Annotated in this window: 12 protein-coding genes and 1 pseudogene; 11 read left to right on the top strand and 2 right to left on the bottom strand. The window is 64.8% G+C overall.

The window, feature by feature from the left end; genetic code table 11:
- Positions 1-3 precede the first annotated feature (3 nt).
- The 10 genes from AzCIB_RS12520 (at position 4) to AzCIB_RS12475 (ending at position 10510) form a co-directional block, all read left to right on the top strand.
- Positions 4-1188, top strand: coding sequence for an MFS transporter (locus AzCIB_RS12520; RefSeq protein WP_232299215.1), 1185 nt, complete (start codon positions 4-6; stop codon positions 1186-1188).
- Complete coding sequence (locus AzCIB_RS12515; RefSeq protein WP_050416195.1) at positions 1179-1949, top strand: SDR family NAD(P)-dependent oxidoreductase; 771 nt, start codon at positions 1179-1181, stop codon at positions 1947-1949. The genes AzCIB_RS12520 and AzCIB_RS12515 overlap by 10 nt, the downstream gene beginning before the upstream one ends.
- Positions 1950-2213: 264 nt before the next feature.
- Positions 2214-3488 (top strand): cytochrome P450, encoded by a 1275-nt coding sequence (locus tag AzCIB_RS12510; RefSeq protein WP_018990585.1) that lies wholly within the window; start codon positions 2214-2216, stop codon positions 3486-3488.
- Positions 3489-3650: 162 nt separating this feature from the next.
- Positions 3651-4958, top strand: coding sequence for an amidohydrolase family protein (locus AzCIB_RS12505; RefSeq protein WP_018990586.1), 1308 nt, complete (start codon positions 3651-3653; stop codon positions 4956-4958).
- 133 nt (positions 4959-5091) lie between these two features.
- Positions 5092-6237: an acyl-CoA dehydrogenase family protein gene (locus AzCIB_RS12500; protein WP_050416194.1), complete on the top strand. Its 1146-nt coding sequence runs from the start codon at positions 5092-5094 to the stop codon at positions 6235-6237.
- 2 nt (positions 6238-6239) lie between these two features.
- Positions 6240-7295, top strand: a complete 1056-nt coding sequence (locus AzCIB_RS12495) for an acyl-CoA dehydrogenase family protein (RefSeq protein ID WP_050416193.1) — start codon at positions 6240-6242, stop codon at positions 7293-7295.
- Entirely contained in the window at positions 7292-8092 is an 801-nt protein-coding gene (locus tag AzCIB_RS12490; protein WP_050416192.1) for a crotonase/enoyl-CoA hydratase family protein, read from the top strand. Before AzCIB_RS12495 ends, AzCIB_RS12490 begins: the two co-directional genes overlap by 4 nt.
- A gap of 37 nt (positions 8093-8129) precedes the next feature.
- On the top strand, positions 8130-9254 hold the full coding sequence (locus tag AzCIB_RS12485; protein WP_050416191.1) for an acyl-CoA dehydrogenase family protein: 1125 nt from the start codon (positions 8130-8132) through the stop codon (positions 9252-9254).
- Between the two features lie 169 nt (positions 9255-9423).
- Positions 9424-10062 (top strand): GTP cyclohydrolase I FolE, encoded by a 639-nt coding sequence (folE, locus tag AzCIB_RS12480; protein ID WP_050416190.1) that lies wholly within the window; start codon positions 9424-9426, stop codon positions 10060-10062.
- 13 nt (positions 10063-10075) lie between these two features.
- Positions 10076-10510, top strand: coding sequence for a hemerythrin domain-containing protein (locus AzCIB_RS12475; RefSeq protein WP_050416189.1), 435 nt, complete (start codon positions 10076-10078; stop codon positions 10508-10510).
- Between the two features lie 95 nt (positions 10511-10605).
- Here AzCIB_RS12475 and AzCIB_RS12470 read toward each other — a convergent pair.
- Positions 10606-11271 (bottom strand): annotated as a pseudogene (locus tag AzCIB_RS12470) (IS1595 family transposase); the annotation flags it as partial.
- Between the two features lie 223 nt (positions 11272-11494).
- Positions 11495-13138: an electron transfer flavoprotein-ubiquinone oxidoreductase gene (locus AzCIB_RS12465; RefSeq protein ID WP_050416187.1), complete on the bottom strand. Its 1644-nt coding sequence runs from the start codon at positions 13136-13138 to the stop codon at positions 11495-11497.
- Positions 13139-13672: 534 nt separating this feature from the next.
- Between AzCIB_RS12465 and AzCIB_RS12460 the strand changes: the two genes are divergently transcribed.
- The gene (locus tag AzCIB_RS12460; RefSeq protein ID WP_050416186.1) at positions 13673-14497 is read left to right on the top strand and encodes a tyrosine-protein phosphatase; all 825 of its coding nucleotides are present in this window, start codon (positions 13673-13675) and stop codon (positions 14495-14497) included.
- The last annotated feature ends 141 nt before the right edge of the window (positions 14498-14638 follow it).

Here is a 14638-nt window from a genome sequence, read left to right as displayed (position 1 = left end):
CTGGTGGCGCTGGTCGCATGCCAGGTCGGACTGCATGCCTGCGTGCAGGGGGCTCGCCTGGCGGCGCCGCTGAGCGTCCTGCGGCTGGGGCATTCCGAGTGGGCCGTGGGGCTCGTGATGACGATGTTCGCGCTCTTTCCCGCGATCTTCGCGATCCCGGCCGGACGGCTTGCTGATCGGCACGGCTACCATCTGCCGGTGCGCATTGCGGCCGGCCTGTCGCTCGCGGGTGCGCTGCTCGCAGCTTCGGTGCCCCATCTCATTGCCCTGTGTGCGGCCGCTGCGTTGTGCGGCGCGGGCTCGGGCTTCGGCATGATCGCGATTCAGCGCACGGCCAGCCGATTCGCGCGGGACGAGGCGGACCGGCTTCGCGTGTTCAGCTGGATCGCGCTTGCTCCGGCCGTGGCGGGACTCTTCGGGCCGATGATGGCCGGCGTGCTGATCGATCATCTCGGTTTTTCGGCGGCGTTCGCCGCGCTCGCGCTGCTTCCGTTCGCGACCCTGGTGATCGCCCAGGCGGTCCCGCATGAAAGCCGGGCGCCGGTCTCCGCATTGGACCGCAAGCAGCCGTCCGCGTGGGGCCTGCTCCGCCTGCCGTCGTTCCGGCGCCTGCTCCTCGTCAATTGGCTGGTGTCGGCCAGTTGGGATGTGCATGGCTTCGCGTTGCCGATTCTCGGGGTCGAACGCGGCTTCAGCGCATCGGCGCTGGGGGCGGTGCTGGCGGCTTATGCGGTCGCGTCGATGTCGGTGCGCGTCCTGATCCCGTTTGTGGCCGAACGCCTGCCACGACGCCATTTGCTTGCGGGGGCGCTTTCCATCACGTGTCTGGTGTTCGTGCTGTATCCACTGCTCCAGAGTGCATGGGCCATGGCGCTGTGCGCCGCGACCCTCGGCCTTGCGCTGGGCGCGATCCAACCGACGATTCTCGCGACGCTGCATCAGGTCACGCCACGCGAGCGGCACGGCGAGGCGCTGGCTTTCCGCTCGATGACGGTGCACACCTCGATGACCGCGATGCCCCTCCTTTTTGGCGCCATCGGGGCGAGTGCCGGCGCGGCCGTGCTGTTCTGGGTGATGGCCGCGGCGCTCGGTCTCGGGGGCCTGCAGGCCCGGCGGATCGAGGCGGACGACGGGGCTCCCGCGCGCCGCGAGGAACATCCACAACAGGAGGAGAGGACATGCAGCTGAGCGGAAAACGCCTCATCGTGACCGGCACCGCAGGGGGCATCGGTGCGAGTGCACTGCGCGGACTGGTGGCGGCCGGTGCGCGGCTGGCGGCGCTGGATGTGAATGACGAGGCTGGCAGCGCGGAAGTGGCGCGCGCCAATGTGGGAGCCTCGGGCGAGGCGAGGTATTTCCACTGCGACATTCGCGAGCGTGCCGAAGTCGATAGGGTCGTCGCGCAGGCCGTCGCCTGGCTGGGTGGCCTCGACGGACTGGTGAACATCGCTGGGGTCGAGCGCGCGGCGCCGGCCGAAGCGATCGTCGACGCCGACTGGGACCTCATATTCGACGTCAATGCGCGCGGCACCCTGAACACTAACCAGGCCGTCTTTCCGCATCTGCGGGAGAAGGGCGGTCGCATCCTCAACTTCGGCTCCGCGGCTGGGGTCATGGGGCTGCCCGGATGTGCCCACTATTCGGCGGCCAAGGCGGCGGTCCTCGGCTGGACCCGAACGGTGGCGAAGGAGTGGGGGCGACACGGCATCAGCGTGAATGCCGCTGCGCCGGGCATGTGGACGCCCATGTACGACGCCCACCGCGCACGAATGGACGCGGATGCCCTGCGGGCGCACGACGCGATGATGGCCGGGTTGATCCCGCTCGGCGGCAAGCTCGGCGACCCCGATCGCGACATGACGCCTTTCGTGGTGTTCATGATGAGCGACGGGGCCCGCTTCATCACCGGCCAGACGCTGGCCGTCGACGGTGGACTCATGATTCCGTGATGCAGGAGCGGGACCCGTTGCACTGTCGGCTGCACTAACGCGCGGCACGTCAGCATTCCCGCCCAGGCAGGGCAGGTGTCTTCCGGCCTGTCCGGTCCCTCCTTGAACACTTGGCAGTACGCATTAAAGGGAGCACTATGCGCAAAAGTGTTCATAAACAGCGCCGCCTTATCCGGCGTGAAGGCACCGTGTCGAGGCCATTGCACATGGCCGGCACAGCGTGTTCCATCACAACCGGGCGGTGCGCCAACGGAGGAAGATGAAATGAGCAGTGTCAAGGACGTTACGCTGGAGAGCGCGTTCGCCGGAGTGGCCGACAACTACCGCGGTGAGGATGTCGATCTGCATGCGATCTACCGCGAGATGCGGAAGAACTCGCCGATCATTGCCGAGAACTTCATGGGCAAGCTCGGGGTGCCGAACATCGCAGGGCTGGATCCGAACCGCCCGACCTACACGGTGTTCAAATACAAGGACGTGATGACCGTCCTGCGCGATGCCGCAAACTACACCAGCGGCTTCATCGCCGAAGGGCTGGGAGCCTTCTTCGACGGCCTGATCCTTACCGGCATGGACGGCGAGGCGCACAAGAAGGCACGCGGCCTGCTGCAGCCCATCTTCATGCCCGACGTGGTCAACACGTGGCGCGACAGCAAGATGGATCCGATCGTGCGCAACGAGTACCTGTTGCCGCTGGTGCCGAAGAAGAAGGCAGATCTGATGGACTTCGGCCTCCACTTCCCGATTCGACTGATCTACGCGCTGATCGGCTTTCCCGACGACGAACCCGAGAAGGTCGAACAGTACGCGGCGTGGGCGCTGGCGATCCTTGCCGGCCCGCAGGTGGACGCCGAAAAGGCCGCGATTGCGCGCAAGGCTGCAATGGAAGCCGCTCAGGCGCTCTACGACGCGGTGAAGGAAGCCGTCGTCGCCGTGCGCCAACGCGGCGCCGAAGGAAACGACCTCATCAGCCGCCTGATCCGTGCCGAATACGAAGGGCGCAAGCTCGATGACCACGAGATCACGACCTTCGTGCGTTCGCTGCTCCCGGCCGCCGGTGAGACCACGACGCGAACCTTCGGCTCGCTGATGGTGTTGCTGCTCGAGCGTCCGGACGTGCTCGACAGGGTCCGCAAGGATCGCAGTCTGGTCGGCAAGGCCATTGACGAGGCGATTCGGTTCGAGCCCGTGGCGACCTTCAAGGTGCGTCAGGCGGCACAGGACCTCGAACTCGGCGGCGTCCGGATCCCGAAGGGTGCCATGGTCCAGTGCATCGTTTCCTCCGCCAACCGCGACGAGGAAGCGTTCGAGAACAGCGAAGAGTTCGACATCGATCGCAAGCTCAAGCCTTCATTCGGCTTCGGCTTCGGCCCTCACATGTGCATCGGACAGTTCATCGCCAAGACCGAGCTCCAGGTGGCGCTGAACGCCATTCTCGACCTGTTCCCCAACATCCGCCTCGACCCGGATCAGCCGAAGCCGCGGATTACGGGCGCACAGCTTCGTGGCCCTCACTCCGTCCCGGTCATCTGGGATTGAGGTGGCGCGCGGACCGGCTGAGCCAGTGGCCGAACTGGAAATTTCGTTAAACATGAACACAAAACAAAAAAGTGTTTAACAAAACGAAATTCTTGCTCTAAGATAGAGGCTCATAACCGGTTCGCGCCCACCGCGGACGCCACTCCAACAGGGGACACACACATGAAGCTCGAAGATCTCATCCTTGTCAGCGTCGATGACCATGCGATCGAACCGCGTGGCGCCTTCGACCGCCACATGCCCGCCAAGTACAAGGGCCGCCAACCGCGCGTTGAGAACCGCAACGGCCGCGACATCTGGGTGTTCGAGGAGCAGGCAACGGGCTACATGGGGCTGAACTCGGTGGTCGGGCGTCCGAAGGAGGAGTACGGCATGGAGCCGCTCTCCTACGAACAGATGCGCCGTGGTACCTGGGACATCCAGGCGCGGGTCGACGACATGAATGCGAACGGCGTGCTCGGCTCGCTGTGTTTCCCGACCTTCCCCGGTTTCGCCGGCCAGCGCTTCCAGGTCATGCCGGACAAGAACGTCAGCCTTGCAGCCATCCAGGCCTACAACGACTGGCACCTGCATGACTGGTGCAACGCCGCCCCGGGTCGCTTCATCCCCTTGATGATGGTGCCATGGTGGGACATGCAGGCGGCCGCGGCCGAGGTGAAGCGCATGGCCGATCAGGGTGTGCATGCCATCACGCTGTCCGACAACCCGACCGTGCATGGCTACCCGTCGATCCACAACCCGCACTGGGATCCCCTGTGGAAGGCGTGCGAAGAGAACAATGTCGTGATCTGCTGCCACATCGGCACCGGCGTGAAGGCGGCTCACGCCTCGGATGAATCGCCGATCGACGCGTGGATCACTTCCATGCCGATCTCGATCTCCAACTCGGCGGCGGACTGGATCTGGGCACCGATGTGGAAGAAGTACCCCAAGCTGCGCATGGCCCTGTCGGAAGGCGGCATCGGCTGGATCCCGTATCTGCTGGAGCGCGCCGACTTCACGCACAACCACCACCACGCCTGGACGAACTCGAACTTCGGCGGCAAGAAGCCCAGCGACATCTTCAACGAGCACTTCATCACCTGCTTCATCGAGGATGCGTTCGGGCTCAGGAACCTCGATTCGATCAACGTCGATATGGTCACGTGGGAGTGCGACTACCCGCACTCGGACTGCACCTGGCCGAACTCCGCGGACGTGTTCTGGCAGCAGGCGAAGAACCTGCCCGACGAGATCATCAACAAGATCAGCCACCTCAACGCGATGCGCGAATTCTCTTACGACCCGTTCGCCATCCTGGGGCGCGAGAACTGCACCGTCGGTGCGCTGCGCGCGCAGGCGACGCATGTCAGCATCGAGCCGGCGCTGGGCCTCGGCGGCGCAGCTCCGCAACGCGATCCCAGCAAACCGGTGACGTCGGGCGACATCAACAAGATGTTCGCCTCGGCAGACGCGCAGACCGCGCTCTGAGTCCGGTTGCAGTGCGGTTGGCGGGCACGCGGGGCGTGTCCGCCGGCCGACGGTCGTCCGTGCCGTTCGCGGGCGACGCGACCCGGGTCATCCACGCCGTTGCTCAAGCCGACGGCCCACTATCGAACGCGCCATGTCCATAGACCAGTTCAAGTACAGTCGCATTCCGCCGGAGGCCGAAGCACTTCGTGTGGAAGTGCGCGCCTTCCTCGCCGAAGCCCTGAAGGACTACCCGGCGGTCCGCCGGGCGGATTCCTGGATGGGATTCGACGCCGAATTCAGCCGTCGCCTGGGAGCGAAGGGCTGGGTCGGCATGGCCCTGCCCAAGCGCCATGGTGGCGGCGAGGCGAGTCCCTTCGCGCGCTACGTCGTGATCGAGGAGCTGCTCGCCGCCGGCGCGCCGGTGTCTGCGCACTGGTTCGCCGATCGCCAGAGCGGCCCGCAGATCCTGCACTACGGCACCGATGCGCAGAAAGAACGCCACCTGCCGGCAATCTGCCGCGGCGAACAGTTTTTCTGCATCGGCATGAGCGAGCCCAATTCGGGCTCCGACCTCGCTTCGATCAAGACGCGCGCACGCCGTGAAGGGGACAAGTGGGTGGTGAATGGGCAGAAGGTGTGGACCACCAACGCCCACCGCTCGCACTACATGATCGCGCTGGTACGCACCGGCGAGAACAGCAAGCGCCAGGAAGGACTCTCGCAGTTCATCATCGACCTCAGTCTGCCAGGTATCACCATCCGGCCGATCAAGGACCTGACGGGCGCCGAGCATTTCAACGAGGTCTTCTTCGACGAACTCGTACTCGATGCCGACGCCCTCATCGGTACCGAAGGGCAGGGCTGGGGGCAGGTCACCGCCGAACTCGCCTTCGAGCGCAGCGGTCCCGAGCGCTTCCTCAGCTCGATCGCGTTGCTCCACACGCTCATCGACGCGGTGGGCCGTAGTCCGGATGCCCTGCAGTCCAAGGAGATCGGCCGCTTCGCCGCGCGACTGGTGACGCTGCGCAACATGTCGTTGGCGGTGACGGCCCAACTTGCGGCGGGCAACAACCCGGCGTGGGAGGCCTCGGTCGTAAAGGATCTCGGTGCGGTTTTCGAGCAAGAGATTCCGGAAGTCGCGCAGCTGTTGTGCGAGCTTCCGCCAACCGTTCAGGGCGGCAGCGACCACGCCCAGGTGCTGGCCTATCTGACCCAGATGGCGCCATCGTTTTCACTGCGCGGCGGCACGCGGGAGATTCTCCGCGGCATCATCGCGCGCGGATTGGGGCTGCGTTGATCATGAGAGACCTATTCGATTCCTCTGTCGAGCGCCTGTTCTCGGACCTCGTCACCGCCGATGCAGTGTTGGCTTGCGAGGGCGGCGAATGGCCGACGGAGCTGTGGACGGCGGTCGAAGCGTCCGGTTTCACGCTGGCGCTGGTGCCGGAGTCGCTCGGCGGTGCCGGGGCCGCGTGGGCGGATGTGTGCGGTGTGCTGCGTCTGGCCGGCCGCTTCAATCTCCCGCTGCCGCTGCCCGAAGCGATGCTCGCCAACTGGTTGCTGGGTGCGAGTGGACTGGCCGCCGTGTCGGGAACACTGAGTGTTGCCGCGCGTGGCACACTGCGCCTTGAAAACGGCCGTGTCACCGGGGCCGCTGTCGATGTGCCGTGGGGGCGCCACGTCCGCCACGTGGTGGCCGTCACAGCGGGCGCGGCGCCCGCGGTGGTGCTCCTGCCGACCGAGGCGGCGACCGTGGTCCGTACCGTGAATACGGCTGCCGAACCGCGCGACACGCTCAAATTCGAAGCGGTGGTGCCGCTCGCAAGCGCGGCTTTGCCGACGGCACTGTCGGCCGACGTGCTCAAGCTTGGCGGCGCAATGATGCGTGCCGCGCAGATCGCGGGAGCGCTCGAAACCGTGTTGGCGATGGCCACCACGTATGCCGGTGAGCGCGTGCAGTTCGGCAAGCCGATCGGCAGTTTCCAGGCGATCCAGCACCAGATTGCAGTCCTCGCCGAACATGCGGCGGCCTCCGTGATGTCCGCCGAAGCGGCCTTCGCCGAGTCGGACGATCGGCTCGCACGCCTGCCGGTGATGGCGGCCAAGATCTGCGCCTCCGAGGCCGCGGGGATCGGGGCCGGTGTCGCCCACGCCGTGCATGGCGCGATCGGCTTCACCCACGAACACGCCCTGCACCTGACGACCCGCAGGCTGTGGTCGTGGCGCAGCGAGTTCGGCTCGCTCACCGACTGGTCGCAGCAACTCGGTCGCGCGCTGTGCGGCGCCGGCTCCCAGGCATTGTGGCCATTGGTTACCGCCGGCGTGCTCGCCGGATTCGAGGAGACTGCAGCATGAAACCCTTTCTGATCCTCGAACGCGAGGACGCTATCCTCACCGTCCGCATGGACAGCCCGGAGACGCGCAACGCGCTCTCAGACCCGTCACAGATGCAGGAGTTCGTCGACCTGTGCGCCAACGTCCGTACGGACCGCTCGATCAAGGTCGTCGTACTCACCGGCAACGGACCGGCTTTCTGTGCCGGCGGCAACGTCAAGGACATGCGCGAACGCGGCGGCATCTTTGCCGGGTCGCCCTACGAGGTGCGCGAGAGCTACCGCAACGGCATCCAGCGCATCCCGCTATGCCTTTACGACCTGGACGTGCCCGTCATCGCGGCGATGAACGGACCGGCGATCGGCGCGGGCCTGGACCTGGCGTGCATGTGCGACGTGCGCATCGCCGCCGACACCGCGAAGTTCGCGGAAAGCTTCGTGAAGCTCGGCATCGTGCCGGGTGATGGCGGTGCGTGGCTGCTGCCGCGCATCGTCGGTATGCCCAGGGCCAGCCTGATGGCGTTTACCGGCGACACGATCGACGCCCAGACCGCGCTCGCGTGGGGCCTGGTGACCGAGGTGGTACCCGCTGCCGAGCTCGAGACCGCGGCGCTGGGCATTGCGCGGCGTATGGCGGCAAATCCGGCCCACGGCCTGCGCCTCACCAAGCGCCTGCTGCGTGAAGGCCAGCACATGCGTCTCGATTCGCTGCTGGAGATGTCGGCGGCCTACCAGGCGCTTGCCCATCACACCGAAGATCACATGGAAGCGGTCGCGGCCTTCGTCGAGAAGCGCGAACCGAAATTCACCGGCCGCTGAGCCGGGAAACTGCACGAGAACAGGCGGAGGTACAAGGATGCGGACCGTATTCCGTGAAGATCATGAAATGTTCCGCGAGATGGCGCGGCGCTTCATCGAGAACGAGATCGTCCCCCACCTGCACGAGTGGGAGACGGTCGGGATCGTCCCGAAGTCGGTCTGGCGCAAGGCGGGCGAGGTCGGCCTGCTGTGCTCGACGGTGCCGGAGGAATACGGCGGTGCGGGCGGCGATTTCGGCCACTCGGCGGTGATGATCGAGGAGTTGGCGCGGGTCAATGCCACCGCGATCGGCTTCACGACCCACTCCGAGATCGTCGCCCCTTACATCGTTGCCTACGGCAGCGAGGCGCAGAAGAAGAAGTGGCTGCCGCGGATGGTTGCGGGCGAGATCATCGGTGTCATCGCGATGAGCGAACCCGGCATCGGTTCCGACCTGCGCTCGATGCGCACCAGCGCACGGCGCGACGGCGACGAATACGTCATCAACGGCCAGAAGACCTTCATCACCAACGGTGGCAACGCGGACCTGATGGTCACCGCGACCAAGCTCGACCCGAATGCGAAGGAGCTCACGCTAATCTGCGTCGAGGCCGATCGCCCCGGATTCTCCAAGGGCCGATTGCTTGAAAAGATCGGACTGAAGGGCCAGGACACCTCGGAACTCTTCTTCGACGACGTCCGTGTCCCGGTCGAGAATCGCCTCGGCGACGAGAACAAGGGCTTCGGCTATCTCACGCACCAGCTCGCGTGGGAACGCACCATCATCGGCATTCGCGCTGCCGCCTCCATCGAGGCGCTGATCGACGACACGCTCGAGTACGTGCGCGAGCGCAAGGTGTTCGGCAAGACGGTCTTCGATTTCCAGAACACCAAGTTCAAGCTCGCCGAATGCAAGGCGCAGGCGACCATGCTGAGGGTGTTTGTGGACGACTGCCTGGGCAAGGCCATGCGCGGCGAACTCTCGCCCGAGGTCGGCGCGATGTGCAAGCTGGTCGGCTCCGAGATGCAGGGCAAGGTGCTCGACGAACTTCTGCAGCTGCACGGCGGCTACGGCTTCATGAGCGAGTACAAGATCAGCCGTGCTTGGGTCGATGCACGCGTCGCGCGTATCTACGGTGGCACGTCCGAGATCATGAAGGAAATCATCGCCCGCTCGCTCTGAGCAGACCAGACCGCGCGGGCGTGACGCAGATTATGTCTTCTCCTCCGACGGTGCGCGGTGCGCTGCCGGTTTACGGGACCTCGGCAACACGGTCCCGCTCTTTCTTCTGTGGGGACGCCCGGCGTCACGGGCGCCCCCGCACGCCGCAGGACAAACGGGAGAACGCAGCATGAAAGAAGGGCAAACCGACGACGCCGGTGACGCGGACCTGCGCGGTGGCGTATCGCGCGAGGCGGCGGAAGACGCCGTACGCACCCTTATCCGCTGGGCCGGCGACGAACCGGGCCGCGAGGGGCTCGTCGATACGCCCTCGCGGGTCGTGCGCGCCTACGAAGAATTCTTCGCCGGCTATTCTCAGGACCCGGCCGAAATCCTGGCTCGCACCTTCTCCGAGGTCGAGGGCTACGACGAGATGATCGTCATGAACGACATCCGCTTCGAAAGCCACTGCGAGCACCACATGGCGCCCATCATCGGCAAGGCGCACATCGGTTACCTGCCGAACCACCGCGTGGTCGGCATCTCCAAGCTCGCGCGGCTGGTCGAGATCTACGCAAAACGCCTGCAGATCCAGGAGAAAATGACGGTGCAGATCGCCGACACGCTGCACTCCGTGCTGCAACCCAAGGGCGTCGCGGTTGTCATCGAGGCGTCCCACCAGTGCATGACCACGCGCGGGGTGCACAAGCCCGGCGCAGGCCTCGTCACCAGTCGGATGGTCGGCGCGTTTCGCGAAGACGCCTCGACGCGCCGCGAATTCCTCGCGATGATCGGCATGGGCGGCCCGCGCGGCCTGCCGAATACCTGAACGGAGACCGGAAATGAGCGAGCAGGCGACCTCCTGGAGCGACGAATTCCTCCTCGGCTATGGGCCGATGGACGACATCCACCACGAGTTTGTCGAGCTCGTTCACGCCATGCAGGTCGTCGGAGAAGAAGTCTTTCCGGCGCTGCTCGACCGTTTCGCCGCCCACGCCGAGCACCACTTCGCGGAGGAAGCCGCCTGGATGTCCGCGGGAAACTTCCCGGCGCGGGACTGCCACATCGAGGAACACGAGAAGGTCATGGCGTCGGTGCGCGAAGTGCAGCAGATGGTCGCGGGGGGCAACATCGAGGTCGGGCGCCGCCTCGCGGTCGCGCTCGAGGAGTGGTTCCCGGGCCATGCGACCTACATGGATTCGGCGCTGGCGCAATGGATGGTCAAGCGCAGCACGGGGGGCGTGCCGCTGGTGCTAAAGCGCGCGGCGACGACGTGAAGGTCGGGTAGGTAGGCGCGCTGCGGTGGCTATGGCAGCCGGGTTAGGTCGGTGAAGTTGGCTGCAGCACCGCGCACGGCCGCAATTTCAAATGGCTATGTCACCGCTAAGTGTGGAAATGTGCCGATGGCGGCGAGCAGCATTGCTTGGGGCGTGGGAAGGCGGTGAGCGTCGAGGGCGTGCCGTCATCCGAGATAGTTGGGCAAGTAGGGGGTAGCAACGCCGTGGAAGCGCTCAATCCATTGGCGTAGTCGGCTGTGGTAGGCATTGACGTTCTGCACGTGGAACGCGCCTTTGACACGCATGCCAGCTGACAAATTGACGGATTCATGGCTGATACCGGCTTCTTTGGCGAAGTATCGGTAGCTTGCATCGGCATCGCTGACCAGCAACACGTCCGCATCGAGGACCGGCGGCAGGCATTGACGCAGTTGCGCTTTGCTGACGGGCCCTTTCCCTGTCACGAAGTCCAGCGTTTGGCCGGTCCGGTCTCGCGCGACAAGGACACACACCTGTTCGTTCGACAGTCCTCGTTTGGTTGCGGGTCCGCCGCGCTTGCGGGGCGGTCGAGGCGGTTTCCGGGCCCATTTCTGTGACTCGAGAAAGTAGGCCTCGTCCGTTTCGGTGATGCCATGCAAATGTGAGGGTCGGTCGTTCTTAATCCAGGCCAAGAAGCGGTGACGCCAACGGAAACTGGTGTTGCGGTGTACCGCGGTGTTCTTGGCTGCCTTGCGTACCGTCTGCGAAGTCAGCATGCGGTCGCCTCAAGACTTCAACGACCTTGCTTCGCTGACGGGGTGACAACTGCCCCAACAGTTTTAACATGCGTTCGAACTCAACTGATCTGATCACCGCCATCGGCACATTTCCACACTTAGCGGTGACATAGCCAAAAAAAAAGGGAGTCGCGCAATAAGGGGAAGAGGAGAGGGAGGAACCCCCCCATGCGTGAACTGCGACACCCCGGAAAACGATGGGGAAGTATTACATCCCCTGGTAAATTGGCCCCTCGCCCCCCAGAGGCACCACCCAGTTGATGTTCTGGGTCGGATCCTTGATGTCGCAGGTCTTGCAGTGGACGCAGTTCTGCGCGTTGATCTGCAGGCGCGGCGCGCCGCTGTCACCCTCGCGCACGATCTCGTACACGCCGGCCGGGCAGTAGCGCTGCTCGGGCGCGTCGTAGAGCGCGAGATTCACCGCGATCGGCACCGAGGCGTCCTTGAGCCGCAGGTGACAGGGCTGCTCTTCCTCGTGGTTGGTGTTGGACAGGAACACCGACGAGAGCCGGTCGAAGCTGAGCTTGCCGTCGGACTTGGGGTAGTCGATCTTCGCGCATTCGGCGGCGGGCCTGAGCTTGTCGTGGTCGGCGGTGTTGTGCAGGGTCCACGGCGCCTTGCCGCCGAACACTTTCTGGTCGATGCCGAACAGCAGCGAGCCCATCCACAGCCCGTGCTTCATGTAGGGTTTGAAGTTGCGCGTCTTGTGCAGCTCCGCGTGCAGCCAGGAAGCCTCGAATGCAGCCGGGAAGGCGGTCAGTGCGTCGCGCTGGCGGTTGGCCGCAAGGGCTTCGCGCGCGGCATCGGCCGCGAGCATGCCGGACTTGATCGCCGCGTGGCTGCCCTTGATCCGGGCCGCGTTGAGAAAGCCCGCATCGTCGCCGATCAGCGCCCCGCCCGGGAACACCAGCTTCGGCTGGCTCTGCAGACCGCCGGCGGCGATCGCCCGCGCGCCGTAGGCCAGGCGTTTGCCGCCCTCGAGGAATTTGCGGATCTCGGGGTGGGTCTTGTAGCGCTGAAACTCTTCAAACGGCGACAGATGCGGGTTGGTGTAGTTCAGGCCCACCACGTAGCCAACCGAGATCAAGTTGTCTTCGAGGTGATAGACGAAGCCTCCGCCATAGGTGTCGGAAGGCAGCGGCCAGCCGGCGGTGTGCACCACCAGTCCGAGGGTATGGTTGGCGGCCGGCACTTCCCACAGCTCCTTGAGGCCGAGGCCGTAGGTCTGCGGATCGACGCCGTCGCGCAAGTGGTACTTTTCTTCGAGCATCTTGCCCAGGTGGCCGCGACAGCCTTCGGCAAACAGCGTGTACTTGGCGTGCAGCTCCATGCCCAATTGATGATGGGGACCGGGCTCGCCCTCGCGGGTCAGGCCCATGTCACCGGTGGCCACGCCCTTCACCGCACCCGCCTCGTCGTACAGGATCTCGGCACCGGCAAAGCCGGGATAGATCTCGACGCCCAGCGCCTCGGCCTGTTCGCCGAGCCACTTGGCAACGTTGCCCAGGCGCACGATGTAGTTGCCTTGATTGAGAAAGCAGTCCGGCAACAGACCGTTGGGAATCGTGCGCCCGCCGGTTTCGTTGAGGAAGATCACGCGGTCTTCGGTGACCGCGGTGTCGAGCGGGGCACCGCGTTCCTTCCAGTCGGGGAATAGCTCGGTGAGCGCGCGCGGGTCCATTACCGCACCGGACAGGATGTGGGCGCCGATCTCGGCCCCCTTCTCGATCAGGCACACCGAGATGTCCTGGCCCCTGGCCTCGGCCTGCTGTTTGAGCCGGATCGCCGCAGTCAGGCCCGCAGGGCCGCCGCCGACGATCAGGACGTCAAACTCCATCGATTCGCGCTCCATCAAGATTTCTTTCACTCTCATGAACAAGATAGTTTTCCGGGGACTGCCCAAAGCCGCGGAACGCGCTGGTCGGGCGCTGATCTGCAGTTCTCTGTACTTTACGTGTCACGTCTGCGTGCATCGCACTGCTCCGTCACCGTTGTCACTGTAGGCCCGAGCGCATCGCCTGTCGTCATCGGAAGCGACGATTTTTGAGGGCGGGAGGTAAAGCCGCGGCTGTGAGATCGAATTGAAGCCGCGATCGCCTGCCGCAGAAGGGCGGCTGTCTGCTTTGGTTGTTGAAGGGGCCAGGCTGGCGTCGCCAAAGGAGAATGCGCTCGCGCCCTCGTGTTCAGGAAGCTCACCGCAGCCCCGCGGTATCCGTCGACCCGAGGCGCGGGGGTCGCTTGTTGTCGGTTACGACGATGGGCTGCTCGGCTTGCTTCGCTAGGCTGTCCGCTAACGCGATGAGCAAGACCGCCGCAACGGCACTTTGCTGCCGAACAGAGGTGGTTTCCGAGACGCGGCTAAGGGAAAAAGCAGGTCGAGGGCTTTATGGCGATACACAAGGATCTACCCAATTGCCGCGACATGGGCGGAATTGAAGCTGCGGATGGTCGTGTCGTCCGCCATGGGCGGCTGTTTCGATCCGGTTTGATTTCGCAGGTGGAGCGGGGTGGTTTGGAGGGATCGCCGGTGCTCTGCGTGGATGTCGTTTTCGATCTGCGCAGTGCTGCCGAGCGTGCTGAGAGGAGCAGCATCTTTTCCGCTTCCGGCGCAATTCGTTCGGTAGTGATCGAAGACAGCGCCGAGTTGAAGGTGGCGAAGCCTGTTGGTTGGGCCCGGCGGCTGATCGAACCCGATTTCGATGGCGCCGCTGCGCACCGGATGTTGGTCGATGCATACAAAAAGATGCCTCGGGTGCTCGCCGGCGTATTCCCGGCCTTGTTCGAGCACTACCTTTCCCACGGTGCGGGTGGGGTGCTCATTCATTGCGTGGCGGGCAAGGATCGCACCGGGTTCGTTTGCGCGATGCTGCTGTGGGCACTGGGGGTGCCGATGGCAGCCATTCGGGACGACTATCTGAAGAGTGCGCAAGGGTTCGCCCGGACGGGTTTCATGCAGGCCGAACTACGGCGCGCCTTCGGTGAAGAGGTTCCCGCCCGGGCAGCCAATGCCGCCGCCGTGCTGGGCGATGTCCGGGGTGAGTTCCTGGATGCGGCTATCGACCAACTCGTGCGCGATTTCGGTTCGGTGGACGACTATCTTGCGGCGGTTGCGGGCCTGGACGCAGCGCGCAAACGGCAATTGCGGCGCTCGCTACTCGTCGATCCCGGCGCAGTGCGGGATTGCCGCGGGGAGCGAAAGTGCTCCGGTTGAAGGCCTCCCGGGTGGTGCGCCGCATCATTCCGGGAAGTGTCGTTTTGGACGATGCGGGCGGGCCGGGGTTTCCATACTGTTCAGCCTGGCAGTAAAACAACAATGCCCCTTTCAGGCTCCTCCAGCGCGGCGTCAAACCTG

This window comes from Azoarcus sp. CIB (assembly GCF_001190925.1).
GTDB lineage: Bacteria > Pseudomonadota > Gammaproteobacteria > Burkholderiales > Rhodocyclaceae > Aromatoleum.
This window is presented reverse-complemented; position numbering and strand designations above follow the sequence as displayed.